This window comes from Sporanaerobacter acetigenes DSM 13106, from assembly GCF_900130025.1.
GTDB lineage: Bacteria > Bacillota > Clostridia > Tissierellales > Sporanaerobacteraceae > Sporanaerobacter > Sporanaerobacter acetigenes.
The window spans coordinates 63,621-84,822 of record NZ_FQXR01000010.1; the positions used below are offsets into that span (position 1 = coordinate 63,621).

Annotated in this window: 21 protein-coding genes; 2 read left to right on the forward strand and 19 right to left on the reverse strand. The window is 33.2% G+C overall.

Features of this window, described 5'->3' with window-relative positions:
* Positions 1 to 137: 137 nt before the first annotated feature.
* Complete coding sequence (locus BUA21_RS10310) at positions 138 to 551, forward strand: BlaI/MecI/CopY family transcriptional regulator (protein ID WP_072744750.1); 414 nt, start codon at positions 138 to 140, stop codon at positions 549 to 551.
* Between the two features lies 1 nt (position 552).
* A complete protein-coding gene (locus tag BUA21_RS10315) occupies positions 553 to 1,716 on the forward strand; it encodes a M56 family metallopeptidase (RefSeq protein WP_072744751.1) in 1,164 nt (387 codons plus the stop codon).
* Positions 1,717 to 1,964: 248 nt separating this feature from the next.
* Here BUA21_RS10315 and BUA21_RS10320 read toward each other — a convergent pair whose 3' ends face one another.
* The 19 genes from BUA21_RS10320 to BUA21_RS10410 all read right to left on the reverse strand — a co-directional run bounded on the left by BUA21_RS10320 (position 1,965) and on the right by BUA21_RS10410 (position 21,201).
* On the reverse strand, positions 1,965 to 2,174 hold the full coding sequence (locus tag BUA21_RS10320) for a hypothetical protein (protein ID WP_072744752.1): 210 nt from the start codon (positions 2,172 to 2,174) through the stop codon (positions 1,965 to 1,967).
* A gap of 117 nt (positions 2,175 to 2,291) precedes the next feature.
* The gene (locus BUA21_RS10325; RefSeq protein WP_072744753.1) at positions 2,292 to 3,632 is read right to left on the reverse strand and encodes a C1 family peptidase; all 1,341 of its coding nucleotides are present in this window, start codon (positions 3,630 to 3,632) and stop codon (positions 2,292 to 2,294) included.
* Between the two features lie 22 nt (positions 3,633 to 3,654).
* Entirely contained in the window at positions 3,655 to 4,353 is a 699-nt protein-coding gene (locus tag BUA21_RS10330) for an AroM family protein (RefSeq protein ID WP_084604247.1), read from the reverse strand.
* Entirely contained in the window at positions 4,328 to 5,470 is a 1,143-nt protein-coding gene (locus BUA21_RS10335; protein WP_072744755.1) for an amidohydrolase family protein, read from the reverse strand. The genes BUA21_RS10330 and BUA21_RS10335 overlap by 26 nt, the downstream gene beginning before the upstream one ends.
* Before the next feature lie 14 nt (positions 5,471 to 5,484).
* On the reverse strand, positions 5,485 to 6,630 hold the full coding sequence (locus BUA21_RS10340; RefSeq protein ID WP_072744756.1) for an amidohydrolase: 1,146 nt from the start codon (positions 6,628 to 6,630) through the stop codon (positions 5,485 to 5,487).
* Between the two features lie 27 nt (positions 6,631 to 6,657).
* Complete coding sequence (locus tag BUA21_RS10345) at positions 6,658 to 7,908, reverse strand: M20 family metallopeptidase (RefSeq protein ID WP_072744757.1); 1,251 nt, start codon at positions 7,906 to 7,908, stop codon at positions 6,658 to 6,660.
* A gap of 15 nt (positions 7,909 to 7,923) precedes the next feature.
* Entirely contained in the window at positions 7,924 to 8,910 is a 987-nt protein-coding gene (locus BUA21_RS10350) for an ABC transporter ATP-binding protein (RefSeq protein WP_072744758.1), read from the reverse strand.
* Positions 8,910 to 9,914 (reverse strand): ABC transporter ATP-binding protein, encoded by a 1,005-nt coding sequence (locus BUA21_RS10355; RefSeq protein WP_072744759.1) that lies wholly within the window; start codon positions 9,912 to 9,914, stop codon positions 8,910 to 8,912. The genes BUA21_RS10350 and BUA21_RS10355 overlap by 1 nt, the downstream gene beginning before the upstream one ends.
* Before the next feature lie 31 nt (positions 9,915 to 9,945).
* The gene (locus BUA21_RS10360; RefSeq protein WP_072744760.1) at positions 9,946 to 10,854 is read right to left on the reverse strand and encodes an ABC transporter permease; all 909 of its coding nucleotides are present in this window, start codon (positions 10,852 to 10,854) and stop codon (positions 9,946 to 9,948) included.
* Positions 10,854 to 11,819: a nickel ABC transporter permease gene (gene nikB / locus BUA21_RS10365; protein ID WP_072744761.1), complete on the reverse strand. Its 966-nt coding sequence runs from the start codon at positions 11,817 to 11,819 to the stop codon at positions 10,854 to 10,856. The genes BUA21_RS10360 and nikB overlap by 1 nt, the downstream gene beginning before the upstream one ends.
* Positions 11,820 to 11,908: 89 nt before the next feature.
* Positions 11,909 to 13,516: an ABC transporter substrate-binding protein gene (locus BUA21_RS10370; protein ID WP_072744762.1), complete on the reverse strand. Its 1,608-nt coding sequence runs from the start codon at positions 13,514 to 13,516 to the stop codon at positions 11,909 to 11,911.
* A 69-nt stretch (positions 13,517 to 13,585) separates the two neighbouring features.
* Positions 13,586 to 14,527: a DUF1177 domain-containing protein gene (locus BUA21_RS10375; protein WP_072744763.1), complete on the reverse strand. Its 942-nt coding sequence runs from the start codon at positions 14,525 to 14,527 to the stop codon at positions 13,586 to 13,588.
* A gap of 216 nt (positions 14,528 to 14,743) precedes the next feature.
* Positions 14,744 to 15,679, reverse strand: coding sequence for a GntR family transcriptional regulator YhfZ (yhfZ, locus tag BUA21_RS10380; protein ID WP_159429103.1), 936 nt, complete (start codon positions 15,677 to 15,679; stop codon positions 14,744 to 14,746).
* Positions 15,680 to 15,784: 105 nt separating this feature from the next.
* Positions 15,785 to 17,320, reverse strand: a complete 1,536-nt coding sequence (locus BUA21_RS10385) for an FGGY-family carbohydrate kinase (protein WP_084604249.1) — start codon at positions 17,318 to 17,320, stop codon at positions 15,785 to 15,787.
* A gap of 42 nt (positions 17,321 to 17,362) precedes the next feature.
* Positions 17,363 to 17,608, reverse strand: coding sequence for a hypothetical protein (locus BUA21_RS10390; RefSeq protein WP_072744764.1), 246 nt, complete (start codon positions 17,606 to 17,608; stop codon positions 17,363 to 17,365).
* Positions 17,609 to 17,620: 12 nt separating this feature from the next.
* Positions 17,621 to 18,595: an electron transfer flavoprotein subunit alpha/FixB family protein gene (locus BUA21_RS10395; protein ID WP_072744765.1), complete on the reverse strand. Its 975-nt coding sequence runs from the start codon at positions 18,593 to 18,595 to the stop codon at positions 17,621 to 17,623.
* Positions 18,596 to 19,384 carry an electron transfer flavoprotein subunit beta/FixA family protein gene (locus BUA21_RS10400; protein WP_072744766.1) on the reverse strand — a complete coding sequence of 263 codons (789 nt, stop codon included), beginning with the start codon at positions 19,382 to 19,384 and terminating at the stop codon, positions 18,596 to 18,598.
* A gap of 16 nt (positions 19,385 to 19,400) precedes the next feature.
* A complete protein-coding gene (locus BUA21_RS10405; RefSeq protein ID WP_072744767.1) occupies positions 19,401 to 20,819 on the reverse strand; it encodes an FAD-binding oxidoreductase in 1,419 nt (472 codons plus the stop codon).
* 22 nt (positions 20,820 to 20,841) lie between these two features.
* On the reverse strand, positions 20,842 to 21,201 hold the full coding sequence (locus BUA21_RS10410) for a DUF1667 domain-containing protein (RefSeq protein ID WP_072744768.1): 360 nt from the start codon (positions 21,199 to 21,201) through the stop codon (positions 20,842 to 20,844).
* Between the last annotated feature and the right edge of the window lies 1 nt (position 21,202).

Below are 21,202 nucleotides of genomic sequence, written 5' to 3' on the forward strand. Positions count from 1 at the left end.
ATTTCATATTTTATCAAGTATATATATAATATATTTTATAATTTAACAATGCATTGAAAATTGACATACTTTATTTTTATGTTTATAATGAAATTGAAAATAATTTTAATATTAATTTTATAAAAGGAGAGTTTTCAATGCCAAAACAAAATAATCGTTTTGAATTAACTGAGAGAGAATTAGATATCTTGAATATTTTATGGTCTGCCGAAAAACCGTTACTGGCCTCTGACATCCCCAAAATAGATAGTTCCATAAGTATAAATACAGCTCAAGCTGTTTTAAGAAATCTACTGAAAAAAAAGCTTATTGAGGTTTCTGATATTGTTTATAGCGGAACCGTTCTTTCACGCAGATATAAACCAACTATAAGTTCACATGATTTTTTTCTTAAACAATTTGTCAGACAGTTTCAAAATTTAAATAAAGGTATTTCCACACCCACTATTGTTGCTACCTTATTGGAACACGAAAAAAACGAGGAAGCTATTATAGAAGAGCTTGAAAAAATGCTTGAAGAAAGAAAAAAGCTTTTGAAAGAAGGAAATTAAAATGTCTTTCTCTTTTACTGCTTTTTTAACTATTCTTTTTTTTAGTAGTATATCGATTATTTTAATGTACTTCTTTTTACAAAATAATAAACTGATCAAAGGACTTGGAATTGGCACCTTATCTTTTTGCATCTTTGTTATTGTTATCAGGCTGCTAATTCCTTTTGAATTTTCTTTTGAAAATAATTTAGTTTGTAAGCGGCTTTTCCCAAAAATTATTTTTTTCTTTAAAACACCAATATTAAAACTAAACGGTCATAATATTTGTCCTCTACACATTATGGGTTTAATTTGGTTAATGGGATCAATCATCCAATTGAGTAGAGCAATAATCATTTATGAAAATTTTACAAAAGTGATAAATAAATTTCCTGCGGTAAAAAATTCAGAGATTCAAGGTGCTTTGCGGAAAGTACTTCAAAACTACAGCAAGCCGATGAGTTTTAAGATTATACAAGCCAACCTTATCTCTACTCCTATGGTACTGGGTATGCGAAAACCATGGATTGTTATTCCTCAAATAGAACTTTCGGAAAACGAATGGTACTACATTTTTAGTCACGAGGTAGCCCACTACTACCATGGCGATTTATTGATTAAAGTAATTGTTGAACTTTTATGTATCATATATTGGTGGAATCCTTATATATATCTGCTAAGGGGACAAGTATCCAAAGTACTCGAAATACATACGGATCTCACTGCCACAAAATCAATGGGTGAATCGAAACGAATTGAATATCTGGAATGTCTTCTAAAAATAGCAAAATATCATCCTAGTACACGTGTAAATAAAGTAGCACTAAACTTTGACAGCGAAAACGTTTCTACTCTTTCTCAGCGATTCCATATAGTTTTACAAAATTCTAATCAAAAAGAAAAATTCAAATTGAAGAATGTCTTTTTTATGGTTATGCCGGTATTATTGTTGGTTGTTTTATCTTTTTGTTTTGTATTTGAACCTTATTCTATATCTCCGAAAGATGCTTCCGATACAGTTGAACTTACAAAGGAAAATTCATATTTAGTTAAAAATCAAGACAATACTTATGATCTTTACGTCAATAATAAATTCTTTGGTACTGCCAATAATATTAAAAATTTGCCTGCAGACTTACCCATATATAAAAATATAAAGGAGGTGCGAAAGGATGAAAAAAAGTAATAGAAAAATATCTATCTGTTAATGTTATTCAGATTACAGAAAACGTACAATCCGATCAATCAATAACTCCATTTTCCGATGTCATTGGCTGGAGATATAAAACAGTAAACGGAAAAGTATACAAGCGTCAATATAATTATTCAAAAGAAAGATGGATTGGTGAATGGGAACCTTGCTAATCAAGTAAAGTAATTATTTATTTACCGTTTGTTATATATAGAAAGAAAGATAGAATTAAAATAATAAATTTAACATAGAAGAAGATTTGCCGACGCACTGAAAGCATTGCCTAAAGATTCAACTCTGGTGAGAACTAATGCCAAAGAAGGCATTGAATTTTGCAACAAACTATTTAAATTCAAAAAAGAATTCAAATTTGAAAAAATGCCTAATATAGATCTAAATAATCTTCTACCTTGGTCAAATTCAATTCCATAAGAATGTAAAGTTCCTAGCAAAAAATAGTATAATATATAGCCTCCATCTTTAATAGGTGGAGGCTATTTGACGCTTACGTTATTTTATCCATTTCAATTATTTACAGGCTCCAACGAAAGCCTATTTTGTCCCTATCTTTAAAACAATGGTCCTACTTGATCCCATGGGCTAAGTATTGTTGGAGCTTTTTCATATTGTTTAAGTATTTCTTTGCTCAAATGTTTTTTGTTTATGATGACTTTAAACACATATTCATCAAACCATTCATCACTCATAATATAAAAGCCTTTCTTTCCTTCTGCCTCACCCCAGCTATTTTGTATCTTCCATCTGTTTGGCTTTCCATCAACAATATTAACACCTGTGAATGTCATGACATGTGTTAAACTTGTTCCTCTATACATAAGTCTTTCTTCTTTTGTCATATTGAATTTGGTATTTAGTACCGTTTCATAATTATATAAATTTGTATCAAGTATTCCCAATTCTCTATGAGACATCTTCCCTACATCACATCCAAATACAACTTGTTCTCCATCTTTTATTTGAGCAATAGCAGCTTGTCTTAAAACTTCAATATCAAGATTTAAATACTTGATCGGTTCATCATCTACTACACTCCCAAGATATTTTAATGAATAGGTATTCCCAAAAGGTTTGTCTTCTGTTGGAAAATTTATGATGCTTATATAATCAATCGGTTTAACTTTAGAATACTTGTGATAGAATTCCAATGGAGTTATATCTTGATCCCTGTGAAACACCCCATCTAAATCCCAGTATTCAAAATCAAATGTCTTTGGAGGTTCTCCAAGAAAATGACATATAATATTGTACATATCTAGAAGAATGGATTCTTTTTGCTCTTCAATTTCTTCCATTGATTTTCCATCTCTATTCATATCTCTAAGTTCTTTTGCACCTTGTCTTAACTTTTCATTTACTATTTCATTGATAATTTTTGAATCTGTGCCACTTTGAGTCTCAGGCATTGCATATAATGGTACCACACCGTACTTTTCTATAAGCTTGGCAAACATATCCCATTGACCACAATCACTTTGAGGATCCTTTAGTAAACCTGCTACTTCATGGTCAGATAATTTTCTGTCCATGGTCTCTATGATATTTTCTAAAAATAGATTTGATTTTTCTAGCTTATCCCAAAAATATGTATAGTTTTGAGATAATTCAAAATCTACTTCCCTCATCCTTAAACTATGAGAAATACTGTATCTTACTGCATTCAAAGCTGCAAACATCCAACACCTTGCAGTTTTTTTCTGTGCTGTAACTCTTCCGACTTCTATTTCATGAGAAAAATCAAAATGCATACTTCTTATAGAATCATTATTTAAACTAACCTCTACAAGTCCATTTCTCATAACTGCGTCTGAATAAACCTTGTTGTTTTTATCAGCTCTATAATGCTCTGAACAACTATTGATGATATCCATAGTTATAGGTTTTTTCTTCATACTTATCCCCTCCACAACTCATTTATACCAATTCTTCCAAAAGTTTTGACATAACTATTCTCGGTAGCAAAACTGGTTTTCCCGTTATTTCCTTAACTTTTTTCTTCATCTCCAAAGAATACCCCATACAATCCAGCACTATTAAAGACAATTCCTCATTTTTAAAATCTAAGGCTTCTTTTTCTATATTGTCAAAGAAATCTTTATAGGGAGAAACAGCTCTTACAAAAATATCATTCCCTCCTTCTCTCCAATATTCAATTGTCTGATCTATTTGAGAACTATCCGGAACAATGACACCAATCTTTCCACTTGATACATCTTTAACTATTGAATGCAACAGTGAAAAAGGTTCTAAAAGAAGTCCTTTATGTTCAAATTCAGGAAACTTTCCCGTACACAATAAGAATATAGTGTTTATTCCCTCTTTTTCAATATTATTTATGCATTCTTGAATAAGATTTGGTACTAATTCTTCTTTCATTTCTATTTGTCTTCCATCTCTCATTCGACTAACTAGTACATTGTCACCTTTATTTGGTCTAAGCATATTTTCTGCTTCTTCATAGGTGTAGGAGTCAAGAATACCATATTCCACAATTTCAATATCATCCCTCATAAGTTTTAATATTTCTGGAACTAAGTCAACCCTGGGAGATTGACCTATAGTTATAGTTGCCACTCTTTCCATATACTCATCTCCTATAAGCAACTTCACCATTAACTATAGTGAAGCATGTTTTAGTTCTAGCTTTAAAAGGATCTCCATCAAACACAGCAATATCTGCATCTTTTCCTATTTCAATACTCCCTACCCTATTATCTATACCCAGTGCCTTTGCAGGATTTATAGTTATTGATTTAAGTGCATTCTCAAAGCTCATCCCATCCTTAATTGCTATAGCTGCGCATATGGGTAAAAAATCCAAAGGAATATCTGGATGATTTGTGATAAGACAAGTATTGAATCCTTTGTTAGAAAAAATAGTTGGAGAACTAGAATTTCTATTTTTTATTTCAAAATTTGATTTATCAGTTAGATATGGTCCTAGCATCAAAGGAATACTTTTATCTATTTGGTCTTCAATTAAATAAGCTTCTGTACAATAAGTTAGTATCAAATCAAAATCAAATTCTTCTTTCAATCTCAGTGCAGTTTGTATATCCTGAGCCTTATGAGCACATATCTCTACCTTTGTATCCTTTGTAAATATAGACTTAACACTTTCATATTTCTCATTAAAAGTATTCCTATCTACATCCTCATTTTTAGTTTCTTCATAGTATTTCTTAGCTCCGTTTAGAAAACTTCTTATCATATATGTGATAGCCATTCTAGATCTAGGCATCTCTACCCTTACATCATCAAGCCTTTTGACAAATTCTCCAATAGATATATTTAAAGTAGAAGAAGATTTCACCAGTCTATCTTCCAATGTTTGGCCATAGGTTTTTATCACACATGATTTACCTCCTATGACATTGGATTCTCCTGGCGCAACAGATACTGTTGTGACACCTGCTTTAACTCCAGCTTCAAAGACACAATCTCTAATATTTATTCCATCTTCTGCTAGAAGTTCAGGGCTTAAAGTGTTATTTGCTTCCTCCATATCATTTCCTACACTTCCCACTCCGCCTTCAATTATACCTGCATGACAATGTCCATCAATAAAACCAGGAACAACAATATGATTTCTCACATCTAAAACTAATGCATCTTCTTCTCGTATAGAACTATTTATATCAATAATTTTGCCTTCATCTATCAATATATCACCATAAATAACTTGGCTATCTGCCATTGTAAATATTTTTCCATTTTTAAGTAGTAACATTTTTAATCCCCCAATCAATCCAAATCTTTATATACAATGTTACCATTAATAATTGTTAAAAGTACCTTTGTAGTAGTTTCCAAAGGTTCCCCATTAAATACTACCAAATCCGCATCCTTTTCCTCTTCAATACTGCCAACTCTATCGTCTATATTTAACGCTTTGGCGGGATTTATTGTAAGAGCTTTTAGACCATCTATCATATCAAGTCCGTATCTAGACAATAAACCTGCATATAAAGGCAAAAACTTACAATTCATAAAAGGATGATCTGATATAAGGGATATTAAAACTCCCTTGTCATTGAAAACTCTTGGAGCTTCTGCACTAGCATCTCTGGTTTCTACTTTGGTAGCAAAGGAAAACAGTGGTCCCAACATAACTGGAACATTTTTCTCCTTTATATATTCTACTGCCAAATATCCTTCTGTACAGTGATCTAATGTATAATCAATTTGAAACTCTTCTGCAATTCTTATAGCCATCATTATATCATCTAATCTATGAACATGTATCTTTAAAGGCATCTCCCCATTGAATACAGGTAAAAAAGCTTCCAGCTCCTCATCATATTCATGGTTCAACCCATTTTTTTCTTCCTCATAGTATTTTTCTGCTTTATTTAGCATTTCTTTTATGAGAAATGCAGTAGCCATTCTACTGCTTGGAGATTTTCTTTGAGCTGAGTAGACATTTTTAGGATTTTCACCAAGAGCAAGTTTCATGGCAGCAGGACTTTTTATAATCATATCTTCAACACTAGTACCATAAGTCTTGATAATAGCTGCTTGTCCTCCTATAGCATTCCCACTTCCAGGACATATCATAACTGTTGTTATGCCTGATGAATAAGCTTCTTTGAAAGCTTCATCATAAGGATTCAAACCATCTATAGCTCTTAGAACTGGCGTCAAAGGCTTTACACATTCGTTTGCATCATTTCCACTATCATTCAATGTCCACATTCCTATGTGGCTATGAGCATCTATAAATCCAGGACATACTATGTTTTCTTTTACATCAACAACATGGGTATCTAAATTATCTACAATTATATTTTTCTTAACACTTTTTATCTTGCTGCCTTCTACTAGAATATCACTTAGAAAAAACTGACCCTTTAGAGAATCGAAAATATTGCAGTTTTTTAATAAAAGCATTTTTAACACCTCTTTTGAAATCCATTATTAAATAAGATCTAAAATCATACCAGTATATACTTTAGCAGAACTTATCAAATCCTTTACATCTACCGTTTCATTGTATGAATGAATTCCTTCTGTATTGGCAGGACCATATTGTATAGTTGGAATACCTTTGCATCTAAAATATCTGGCATCGCTAGAAGCCCATTGATACGTTGCAGTTATATCCATATTCAATACATCTTTCGCATTGGCTTTAACTGATTTAACCAATGGACTTTTTATAGAAACATAATTGGGTTCAGATCTCCAACTATAAGTATATGTGATTCCTCCGCCCAAATCTTCTATTATTTTATCAACTCTATCTAATATCTCACTTGAGTTTATACCTATAGGTATCCTAATATCAACACAAGCTTCTGCATGATCTGCAACCATATTGGTCTTTGTACCACCGTGAATTTCACCTATATTTACCGTTATATGATCCAATATATTTTCTACATTTGAAGCTTTTAAACATTCTTTGGCTACTCTTTTAGATTCCAACATGACTTCCTTGACTTCACCTTCATACTCACCATGAAGTTCTGTCAATTTCTGAATTTCATCTAATACATTCATGAGTTTACTTATAGCATTTTCTCCTACATAAGGTGACAAGCTTCCATGTGCTGAAACTCCTGTTGCATCTAATTTCAACCACAGAGCACCTTTTTGTCCAACTTCACAATTGTCATATCCTGTTGGCTCTGCAACTACACAATAGTCCCCATCAACAATTCCTTCTTCTACTAACCATTTTGTTCCCATGTCTCCGCTTATCTCTTCGTCAGGAACAATAGTTAGTATCAATTGTCCATTTAAGGATATGTTCTTTTCTTTAAGAAGCCCCATGACAAATAATATGCACGCCAGTCCACCCTTCATGTCAGAAGTTCCTCTTCCTAAAATTTTCCCATCTCTTATTTCTCCAGAAAACGGATCAAAATTCCACTTGTTTAAATCCCCAACTGGTACAACATCCGAATGTCCATTAAACAAAAGCTTGGTTCCTTCTTCTTTTCCATAATTAGCTATTATATTTGGTTTGTTCTCCTTTGGTCTTAAAACCTTATAAGAAATACCTTTGCTTTTTAAATAATCACAAATAAATGAAGTTATATCCTCCATGTTTCCTGGAGGATTTTCTGTAGGAATTGCTATGAGTTGACTACACAATTTCAACAGTTCTTCATTTTTTTCATCTATAGCTCTCCATAATTCATTTTTCAATTCATTATCTGTCATTTTGTCCTCTCTCCTTTACATTGATGTCCAACCATCTTTATATATATGACAGGCAACCTTATGGTTCTTTTCAATTTCTATTAATTCTGGTGACACTTCCTTGCAGATATCCTTGACAAAAGGACATCTGTTGTGAAATTGACAACCTGAAGGTGGATTTAATGGACTTGGTACTTCACCTTTCAACATTATTCTATCAACTTTTACAGTTGGATCTTCTGTAGGTATTGCAGAAAAAAGTGCTTGTGTATAAGGATGAAGTGGTCTTTTATATATCCCATTGGAATCTCCCAATTCTACCATTTTCCCAAGATACATTACTGCAATATCATCACTTAAATACTTAACTACATTTAGACTGTGAGAAATAAAAAGATATGTCAATCCAAATTTCTCTTGTAGCTGTTTAAAAAGATTTAGTACTTGAGCCTGTATAGATACATCCAATGCTGATGTAGGCTCATCACACACCAATAGTTCAGGATTTAAAGTTAGTGCTCTTGCTATATTTATTCTTTGTCTTTGTCCTCCACTAAATTCATGAGGATATCTATTCATATGATAATAGCTAAGACCTACTGTTTCTAGCAATTCTCTTGCTTTTTCAAGTCTTTCTTTAGGAGTTCCTATATTGTGTATATATAAAGGCTCTTGAACTGCATAGCTAATTCTCTTTTTAGGATCCAATGATGAATATGGGTCTTGGAAAATCATTTGCACATTTCTACGAAATTCTTTCATTTCTTTTGCATTGTAAGAGTTTATATCCCTACCTTGATATTTAATACTGCCTGATGTTGCTTTTGAAAGCCCCATGACAGCCTTGCCAATAGTTGATTTCCCGCAGCCTGATTCACCAATTAGCCCTAATGTTTTCCCCTTTTCTATTGAAAAAGTTACATCATTTACAGCCTTTAAATAAGTTTTTTCTCCAAACAATTTCCCACTGTTTATAGGGAAATACTTTTTCAAATTTTTTACTTCTAGTATAGGACTATTCACTATATCTCACTCCTTCTCGTAAGAGCTTCTTCCTTTGTTTGGAAATGACAAGCAACAAAGTGATTTGGCTCTAATTCTATAAGTGGTGGCTGCTTTTTACTACATATATCTTTTGCATAAGGACATCTACCAGCAAAATTGCATCCTATTCCTGTATTTCTCAAATCAGGAGGATTTCCTTCTATAGTATTTAAAGGTTCATTTTTTTCACTGCTCCTCTTTGGTATGGAATCCAAAAGTCCCCATGTATATGGATGTCTAGGATTTTTATATAAATTTATTGTATCTGTATATTCAACAGTTTTTCCAGCATACATAACCATGACATAATCAGCCATTTCCCATATTACTCCTAAATCATGGGTAATTATAAGAATAGATGTGTTTAGCTCTTTTTGTAAATCTTTCATAAGTTCCAGCACTTGAGCCTGAATCGTCACATCCAGCGCAGTTGTAGGTTCATCAGCTATCAAAAGCTTTGGATTACACGCAATTGCCATAGCTATCATAGCACGTTGTCTCATTCCACCTGAGAACTCAAAAGGATAATTTTTATATCTTGACTCCGCATCTGGTATTCCAACAGTTTCTAAAGCCTTTATAGCAAGGGTCTTCGCATCACCCTTTGACATCTTTCTATGGACAAGTATTGCTTCACTTATCTGCTGCCCTATTGTAAATACTGGGTTCAAAGCTGTCATTGGGTCTTGGAAAATCATAGCTATATCTTTTCCTCTTAAATCCAGCAACTCTTTCTGTGACAATCCCAATACATCTTTCCCATCAAATATTATATCCCCGCCTACTATTTTCCCAGGAGGTGAAGGTACAAGTCTCATGATAGAAGAGGCAGTGACACTTTTCCCAGAACCAGATTCTCCAACTATCCCCAATGTCTCTCCTTTGTCTAAAGAAAAACTTACTCCATCTACCGATTTCACTACTCCTGAGGATGTATAAAAATATGTTTGTAAATTATTGACTTCTAATAATCTTTCACTCATTTTTTTCACCACCATTTTGTATTATTTATAACTATTTGTTCATCTTTGGATCTAATGCATCCCTTACACCATCACCAAAAAGGTTAAAGCCAATAACCGTAATGAGTATGGCCAAACCAGAAAATGTTGCAATATGAGGGGATGTCAACAAATAATCTTTTCCTGACTTTAGAATATTTCCCCAAGATGCAGTTGGTGGTTGAATTCCTAATCCCAAAAAGCTAAGTCCTGCCTCTGAAATAATAGTTCCAGCTATATTCAAAGTAGCATATACAATTACAGGAGAAGCAATATTAGGTAGTATATGATCTTTTATTATCTTAAAGCTAGAAGCACCTAATGCTCTAACTGCTTGGCAATAGTCTTCCTCTTTAACAATTAGAACCTGTCCTCTTACTATTCTTGCATAATATGGTATATTGGCAATACCTATAGCAAATATTACATTATTCACGCCACTACCAAGTACAGTCATAAGTATTATGGCTAAAAGTGTAAACGGAAATGCAAACATACCATCCATAATTCTCATGATTATTGTATCTACTACTCCACCTTTATATCCCGAAATCAATCCTAGAACTATTCCTAAAAAGGCTCCTAGAAGTGTAGCTCCTACACCAACAACAATGGAAATTCTTGAGCCATATATGACCCTACTCAATAGATCTCTTCCATATTCATCTGTTCCTAAAATATGTCCAGCTGTTCCTGGTTTTAAACATACTTCTGTTAAATTAACCTCTGTAGGATCATATGGTGCTAATACCGGTGCAAAAATAGCTAGAAAAATTACAAGTACTATAATTACAAGGCCTACAACTGCAGTTTTATTCCTAAATAATTTTTTTATAAAACTGTTGGCCTTTTGTTCTTTTTTCATTATCTCTAAGTCTTTTTTTTCTTGTTCAATTAATTTGCTATCTTTTACATCAGCCATTATTTATCTCCACCTCCATTGCCTTCAAAGGAAGCTTTAACCTTTGGATTTAAGAGTGCATAGCAAATATCAACAATTAAATTAACTATTATATATACAAATGCTATATATACAACACTTCCCTGAACAAGGGTATAGTCTCTATTTTGTATTGCATCAACTATCAATTTTCCTAATCCTGGCCAGCTAAATATAGTTTCTGTCAAAACTGCACCAGATAATAATGATGAAAACTGCATACCTGCTATGGTAATAATTGGAGGTAAAGCATTTTTAAATGCATGTTTCCATATAACCAATTTTTCTTTCAGCCCTTTTGCTCTTGCTGTCTTTATATAATCTTGTTTAGTTATATCTAACATACTTGAACGAGTAAATCTGGCAAATGTTGCTGTAGGTCCTGTTGCAAGACAAAGAGAAGGTAAAATCAAATGTTTTACTATATCTATAAAACTGCCTTCACCCATTCCTACAGATGGAAGCCAGCCAAGATTTACACTAAATAATAGTACCGCCATCATCGCTAACCAAAATATAGGCACTGATATACCAATTAAAGCCAAAATCATGGATATATAGTCAAATGCCGAATACTGTTTAGTTGCTGATACTACTCCCACAGGAATACCTACCAGAAGTCCAATTATTATACTTACAATAGCTAATACTAGTGTATTAGGAAATCTCTCACTTATAAGCTTTGTGACAGGTTGATTGTAATAATAGGATTTTCCTAAATCTCCTTGTATAACCCCTTTTAAATATCTGCCAAATTGTACAAGTATATTGTCATTCAATCCTAGACTTTCTCTTAATTCTTCTACAGCTTCTACGCTAGCTTGAGGTCCTAACATAACAGCTGCAGGGTCTCCAGGTATGACACGAGTTACAACAAATACTATAAATACTACTATAAATATAGTAGGTATTAATTCTAGTATTCTTTTTAATGAATATTTAACCAATCTAGCTCACCTCAACCTTCTTTGTTAGATGTTATTGAAAAACCTTATATATTGCTATATAAGGTTTTTCAATTTTAAATTTCAATATATTATTCTTTCCATACATTTATTTCTGGATTTGTAATGACTATAGTACCATCTGCACTTCTTTCAAAACCATGCACTTTCTTGTTTGTTCCATCTATAATCTTTCCATTTGCAAAATTAATTCTTCCATTGTTTTCAGTTACTATACCTAAAGCTTCTTTATATAATTCTGCTCTTTCATTTTGGTCAGCAGTTTCTGATACTGCTTTATCTAACAATTCATCTACCTTTGGATCATTAAATCCTTGTCCATTTCCTAACGAACCAATTTGATTGCTATGGAACATTTGATATAAGAAAAAGTCAGGGTCTGGATACCATGTCCATGACATAGCATACATAGGAGCTTTTCCCTTTGAAACTACTTCACTAAATGTTCCCCATTCAAGTAAATTTATCTTCATGTCAATATTTAAATTCTTCTTTAAATAGTCTTGCATTATGACTGCTGCTTTATCAGTTCCTGCAACATATATTTCAGTTTGGAAACCATCTGGATATCCAGCTTCCTCCATTAATTTTTTAGCTTTTTCAGGGTCATATTTAGGAACTTTTTCTTCTAAAGATGCATCATATCCCCATGATCCAGGAGGTAATGCCAAATATGCTCTTTGTGCCTCTCCCCATGGATATAAGCCTTTGACCATTGCATCTACATCTATTGCTGAAATGATTGCTTCTCTTACTTTTGGATCTTTTGTAGGCCCTTCCATTAAATTCATTGACATATATATTACTTTCAATGCTGGTTTTTCATTTAGTACTAAATTTGGATCAGATTTTATAGCTTCCATACTTTCGCCTGTTATATCCGTAGCTACATCAATTTCTCCAGTTCTCAAAGCATTTGTCATCATATTTTGATCAGTTATAAATTTAAAAGTAACACCATCTAGATATGGTTTTTCTCCCCAATAATTCTCTGATCTTTCAAGAACAACACTGTCACTATTTTTCCATTCCTTAAATGCAAATGGTCCTGTACCAACTAGATGTGTACCAAAATCTTCTCCCCAGCCTTCAACTTCTTCTTTGGGAACTATGACATTTCCTGCATCTGTTAAAACTGTTAGGAACGCTGCATTTGGCTCCGTTAAATGACAAATAATTTCTGTGTCAGATACAATTTCAACCGATTCAAGCATTCTAAGTCTTTTCATGACAGATTCTTTTGCTGATCTTTCAAGACTATATTTAACATCTTCAGCTGTCATCTTTCTTCCATCTTGGAATTTACCTTTTTGAAAATGCACATCATCTCTTAATGTAAACTTATATGTTTTAAGATCATCTGATATTTCCCAATTTGTCGCTAATCCAGGAATTATCTCATTTAGGTCCTTATTGTAATAAACTAAATTGTCAGCTATACTATGAATAACGTTTCCTTCATAAATTCCAGTATACTTAACAGGATCTAATGTTTTTGGTATAGCTGCTAATGCAACAGTTAATGTCCCACCTTCTTTTGGTTCGTTCGAAGAATTGTCATTTGTTGTATCCTCACTGCCAGTTGATGGATCTTTAGTTTCTTTATTGCCACAACCAGTTAATGCTAATGACAATACCATGACAAAAACTAAAAACAGTACCAATAATTTTTTTCTCATATTTTTCTCCTCCTTATAAATTATTGTTTTTCCCTAAACAACTGTTTGCTAAAATCCTTAATATTTAAATTAAATACTTCCTTTTGTCTGAAATCTTTTATTTTCTCCATATAATTTAAGTAACAACTCAAATTCTTTTTCATCATAGAAGCTGCATTTTTCAATTCCATATTCTTTAGCAACTTCTACAGCAAATCTTCCTGCCATTTCCACATCTACAGCTTGAGTTGCTCCTGTAGCACAACCTGCTACAGAAGTTTCAGTAGTTATAGCAACTCCAACTACTGGTGAACTTGTTGTAGTACTTGGTTGAAGAATGCTATTTATATGGTATAAATCATTGCCATAGGGTGTAATATCTTGTTGTGAAAGGGGGAATACTACAGGGAGTTTTCCTGTCACTTTTTTCATAATATTTACAAGATCATCACTAATCTTAAGAATGTATCCATCTTTTACTGTTGGTGATATTGAAAACCCTCTGTAGTTAAGTACTTCATTACCTTTAGTAGTATCTATGGCTAGTATTGCATCCATTTCTTGTGAAACTTCCAATCTATTCATAGTATCCATATCTACTGGTGAATCCATAAAGTAAACTGGATAGTGTTCCAAAGTTGGGGCATCAGGACATATATGAGTAGCAACTATTACATCACCTTCCAACACATCTCCCTTTGCATTCATATCAACTAATTTTAAAGCTGCTGACAATGCAGCCAGTGCTCCATCTCCATCTGATACAAATCCATTCATATCTGGTCTTGCACCTAGTCCTCCTAATCTGCCAATTATGCCTAATGTCTTTGCAGTGCCATTTTTAGTTTTCCCATTTTTCCCTTTTATAAGTATCTTTATAAAATCAGTACTACCTTGTTCACCTTCAACTGTTTCCACATTTATTTCTACATTTTCATTGCCACGAGCCTTAATATATTTTGCAACTTCATTGCCATTTGCATTTGGTTTATCTAGTAATTCAAACATTTCCATGACCTGTTTTAAAATCATTGTTATCTCCTCCTTTATGTTTTGATGTGTTTCAAAGTATAAGTTTCATTTGAATAACAATTTAATTAATTCTGAATTTTATTATTTATTTCTTTTATCTTACCGCATTGGAGTATGTAAAAGTGAACAAACTTATTTAACTAACTATATGCACTTTGCTGAATTAAAGTAAAAAACATGTTTCCAAAAACTAAAAAAAGACATGTTTCCATGTCTTTAATAAGTTGGTATTATCTTTTCATATATAACTTCTTCTTGAATCCGTTCTACTTCATCACTATCTATCAACTGTTTTATCAAATTTTCTACTCCAAAAGCCTCTTTGTTGACTAATATAACTGCTCTAGTCTTTTCTCCTGCATCATGTCCTTTAAGATCTATTTCCTTGTATGAGATAGCCCCCCTGATCTCTGGCTTATTTATAGTATCTTTGTTGTAGACAGCTCCATCTATAAGACCTTCCAATATACTTGGAATCATCCTGCTATAAGGTACATTTATGTATTCTACAGTTTTCCCTTCGGCTATTTTTTCCGTAAGTTCCACATGGTCAGGGGAATTTGTATCTATTCCCAATTTCATTCCATCAACTATTTCTCCATAAATAGCTTCTGAAAAAAGAAATACATATCCACTTATATAGCTATAAGGTTTAAATTCCATTGCAATTTTCAAATTTCCATATTCTTTTAGATATTTCATTGCAGATTTCTTGCTAAGTATTGCAAAATCATATCTCTGATTTAGTAGTCCCCTTATCCTATTTCCTGCCCCTTGCATATATGCAAAGTTGAAAGGAATATGTCTTTCTTCCATTTGATAATAAATAGCTGTTGCTATTCCTTCATGTCTCCTTGTATATGGAAGAGGAGAAACTCCAACTAGTGCACCCCAGTTTGTAAATTTCCACAGTTTTTCATAATCAATATAAGTGATAAAAGTACCTAAATGTCCTCTCTTTAAGAGCTTCACGCAATTCTCCTCTTCTAGCAACTTGAGCCCATTTTGAACTGTTCCCCTTGCACTTTCAAATTTCTTTGCATAACTTGAAACCGTATCTATTCTATCTCCCTTTTTCATAGTCATGAACTCTCTTGCCAATTTTGTCGTCACAATCCCGTTTTTACTCATCATTTTAAATTCTAAATTCAATAAAAACACTTCCCTCCACCATCTTTTATGGATTATATCATATTTATTTTATCAAATTTTTCTAAAATAATCATAGATATATTGCAGAAGTGCCTTTGTAATTTTTTAACAGTATCTTGTCAATACATTGAAAACGTTTTTCTCATTGGCATACATCTGTTTATATACATTTTTATATATATCATCATATACTTCCACATTTCCTTTAATAGGGGTAAATACTTGAGACACTTTTGTCATGTTCTTAACTGCTTCCTCTTCACTACGGAACATATTTATAGCCCTAGCAGCATTTATAGCTGCTCCAACTCCACATACTTCATGAGTACTCAATCGTTTCACTGGCAAATTAAATATATCTGCTGTCAACTGCATCGATACATCTGATTGACTTCCGCCCCCTACTACATATAGCTCTTCTATTTTTCTCTTTGTATCCTTCTCAATGATTTCAAGTCCATCCCTCAATGCATAGGCAATACCCTCCAATATTGCCCTATATAGATGTTCTTTTTTGTGATAATCCGTCCATCCAATGATTCCACCTCTAGCCATAGGACATAGTGCTGGATGAGGAGTCCAATATGGATATACAAACAATCCATTGGACCCAGGAGGAACATCTTTAGCTTTTTCATTCATCTCATCTATAAGATCTGGAAATCCTTTTTCTTCCACATACTGCCTACAAAACCAAGTTATAAGCCAATATCCTCTGTAAATATTAAATTCAGGATTCCAAGCATCTGGAATAGAGCTTGGCCAAGTATAATAAGTATTGTTTTTATTCTTCACATATTTTTTAGATGTAATTGCAATAGTTGCAAGAGTACCATAACTTATAACTGCCTGACCATCCTTAAAACATCCACTTCCTAAAGTTTCACACTGTTTGTCTCCTCCAGCTGCCACAATTGGAAGTCCTTCTGGAAGAAGTGTAAGTTTACTTGCTTCTTTTGTCACATAGCCCATGATTTCATTTGGTTTGCAGAGTTTAGGCAATTGATCTTTTCTAACTCCAATCACATCGTATACTATATCTAAATCATGATATTTAAGTTTTTCGTGATCTATAGGCAATACTCCAACTTGCATTCCAATTGAATCTTTAAATTCACCAGTCAATTTATAAGTTATAAGTCCAGCAATGGATAAATACTTATCTGCCTTTTCATAAGTTTTTGGTTCATGATATTTAAACCAATTGAACTTTGACTGATACCCTAGCATTTCAAAAGTCTTCTTGCCAAATATACTTAAAAGTTTGCCTTTACTTGAAAATTTAAGTATATCCTCGGATTTAAATTCAGGTACCCTTCTTTGATCTATCCATGTAATCCAATCCCTTATATAATCTCCGTTCTCATCAAGAGGAATTATATTGTCCCTATTGGCTGTAATAGAACAAGCCTTTATACTGTACTTTTCATCCCCCATTTTCTCCATAAGCTTTTTAAGCACAATACATAGATTGGACCAATATTCATTAGCTTCTACTTCCGCCCAGCCCGGTTCCAAAGAATAATAAGGTTTATTTAGTATTCTCTCCTTTTCAATTTGATTTCCCAATCTATCAAATACTATTGCACGAACACTTTGAGTACCTATATCTAATGACATCACATATTCAGTACCGACCACAACTATCCCCCCAAATATACAAATCCCTGCACATTTTTACCTTTATTTTGTCTTTAAATTTTCAATTCCAGATAAAAGTTTTTTCTTATAGCCTTCGGGGGCCATTTCATCAACTACTTTTAATACCATATCTTCAGTCACATCTTGAATATTGTGTTTTTCTATCCATATACCTATTTTTTTCTTTATGCCTGCTCTATATAGAGTTGGTATCGCTGCAATTATAGCATCATACATCGCCTTGCTATTGCCTTCCCAATTTAAATTTTCCATAATATCCTTTGCCATTTTTCATTCCTCCTAATTATTTAATCTATTTATCATTTCCTCACAAATAACCTTCCAGTCCCCTAATATGCCTAAATCTGCATTCTTAAATATAGGGGCCTTTTCATCATTGTTTATCGCCACTATTTTTTTTGCTTTTTCTATACCTGAAAAAGTCTTGTTTGTACCCAAAACTGCAAAAGCTAGAACCAATTTTGGCCTTATAGTCTTTCCACTTGCGCCTACTTGTCTATCATGTTTTGCAAGTCCTCCTTCAACCAATGGGCGAGTCACTGCCCATTCTCCTTTAAGTAACAAAGCAAGTTTTTTTATCATTTCCAATTCCTCAGAATATTTTATTCCATTGCCAGCTAATACAACTATATTTGCTTTTTCCAAATTTACCTCTAATTTTTCTATGGACTTTCTTTTTATCACTTCTATTCTTCTATCAAAACTATCAACTTGAGAAACTCTTATGGAAGCTTTAGTTTCTTTTCTACATAAAGATTTTTCCATGATGCCAGCTCTCACCGTTGCCATTTGAGGACAATGTTTTGGAGTTATAATCCTTGCTTTTACATCTCCACCATAGGCAGGTCTTATTTGGACAAGCCCATTTTCTACATCAAAATCTAATTCTGTACAATCTGCAGTCATACCAGTTTTGAAATATGCTGCAACCCTTGGAGCAAAACTCCTTCCAAGGGGTGTTGCCCCTACAAGTACAATCATTGGCTTATATTCTTCAATATGGGATTTCAAGGAGTCCTTATAATCCAGTACATTTAAATTCAATTTCTCATTGTATTTATAAATATCTATATAATCAACTAAATACTCTAGTTCATCTAAATCTAAACTATTTTCACTATTTTCCACCAATACTCCACAAACCTTCATATTATTTTCTTTTGCAATTTCATTTGCCTTTCCCAAAAGTTCGTAGCTTACTGGTTCAATAGTATTTTTATGATTTTCAATAAATACTGTAATGATAGGAGTCAATTAAAGCACCTCCCACTCATCTAATTTTAAAAACAATTTATCCACTACTTCATCCGTTTCTCCATCTAAAATAGTAGTTTCTCTTTTTATTTCAGGTACATATATTTTACTGACCTTGGTGGGAGATCCACAATAGCCATAATTGTTCTTGTCTTTATCTTCTAAATCTTTCAGCTCAATTGTATTTATTGGTTTTTTTTGAGCCTCAATTTTGTTTCTTAAAGAAGAAAATCGTGGTATAAAAGAATCCTTTTCTACAGAAATCAAACATGGAAAATTCATTTTAACTGTTTCTCTATAGGAACCCATATCACAAGTAACTACAATATATTCATCATTGATATCATTTATTTCAACTACATATAGTGCATGAGGAATCCCAAGAAATTCAGCCAATTCAGGGCTTACCTGACATGTATCTCCGTCTGTTGATTGCTTTCCACAAAATATAATATCTGGTTTAGCTATTGTTTTTATAGCTTGAGCCAATGTGTAAGAAGTAGTCAATACATCTGAACCAGCAAAGCATGAGTCGGAAATGAGGAAAACTTCATCAACCGAAAGTGCTAGAGCTTCCCTCAAAGCAGTCTTTGCCTGTTTTGGACCCATAGATATAGCATGAATTTTTCCCCCCACTTTTTCTCGTACTTGAAGACAAGCTTCAATTGCACTTAAATCATAGGGATTGGTTTTAGCTCCTGTACTCTCTCTCACTAGAGAACCTGTTTCAGGATTTATATCTATTTTATCTGAACTTGGTACTTGCTTTATACATACTACAAATTCCATTTAATTATCACCTGCATTATTTCTTTTCAATAATAACTCCCGGATTCATAATGCCATTAGAATCAAATGCGGCTTTTATTTTTTCCATCATCACATAGGATGAACCAAGTTCTTCTTTAAGCCATTTTGTACGATGTTTTCCAACTCCATGATGATGCCCTATAGTTCCTCCATATTTCAATGTAGTTTCCATGACAATTGACCACATTTGATAATATACTCGTTCCACTTCTTTTACATCTTTTTTTGGAAGTGCTCCCATTTGGAAATAAATATTTGTTCCATTTACATAACTGTGAGATGAATGTCCAGAAAAATAAACTGCTTCATCTACTTCATAAAAGACACGATCACAAGTTTCTTCATATATATCAGCAATATTTGACCAAGTAGCTGATATTTCAATTGTATCTACCAATGCTCCCATCAAACCATACTTTTCATATTCATCAGCTGCATCGTTTTTGTGTTCATACCATATTTCTACAGGCTTTTCTCCCAAAGGCCTTCCACCACCAGCAGTAGCAATGGCCTCAATACCCTTTCCTTCAACATCGCATATGGCTTCATTTCCTTCACATAAAAACAATAGAATACTTTCTCCTTCATTTAAAAATGCACCATAAGGTTTTTCTGATTCCAACCAATCATGTAGACGAACTACAGCTGGTTTATACCCTTTTTGCATTACCTTTCTGATTATTTCAAGTCCATCTTTCATTTCAGCTACAGCATAAGCTTGTAGCCATCGTTTCTCTGGCTTTGGAAATACCTTAACTGTAAGTTCCGTTATGATTCCAGCCATTCCTTCAGAACCAATCCATAACTGGCGAAGGTCAGGGCCTACAGAACGTCTTGGGACAGCCTTTATTCTAACTATTTCACCATCTGCAAGAACACCTTCCATTCCCAAAACCAAATCTTCAGCACCGCCATATTTAGTTGAAAATTGACCAATAGATCTAGTAGCTGCCAATCCTCCTACTTGTGCCAAATCTATAGATTGAGGATAATGTCCAGTTATATATCCCCTTTCATTTAACCATGCCTCAAGGTCTTTTAAAAATACTCCCCCTTGAACAGTAACAGTCATATCTTTTTCATTCAATTCAACTATTTCATTTATTTCACTTACATCTATGACAACAGTTCCTTCTTCTCTTGTCTCTGCTCCACCAAGTACTCCAGAGCCTCCACCATAGGGAATTGTTGGAATATTGTTTTCATTTAAGTATTTTAAGAGCTTTGAAATTTCCTCTGTTGATTTTGGTCTAACCACACAAACTGGCAATGTTGGTTTCCAACCATAATGTTTTTGCAAAAGACGCAATGCATATAAATCTACTGATTTTTGTGAGAGTGTTGATTCATCAGTCAATACTTGAGACTCACCAACTATTGACTTAATTTCACTAATTAAATTTTCTTTTATCATTTTTCTGTCCCCTTTCATCTATTTATTTAATTGTCTTGGCGGCAATGATATTTACCCCTGTTGATAAAATATCTTCAACAATAACATCCCCCCCTGAAACTGGTGCACTCACCTTGATATTTTTTAGAAATTCTAAACATTCCATGAGTTTGTCCTTGGATATACTTCCATCACTTATGACAGGAAGACAACGATACTCTGAATTTTGGAGACTAACAACAGTTGTCAATGTACGCACTGGATTTTTGTATTCATTCCTTGCAAATTCCTCACCACGTCTGCAAGTATTTCCTGTCACTTGGATTATTTCATCATTATCAATAGAAAGAGCTATTTGACAACTCAAAGGGCAAACAATACATGTATAATTTTTTGTTTCCATG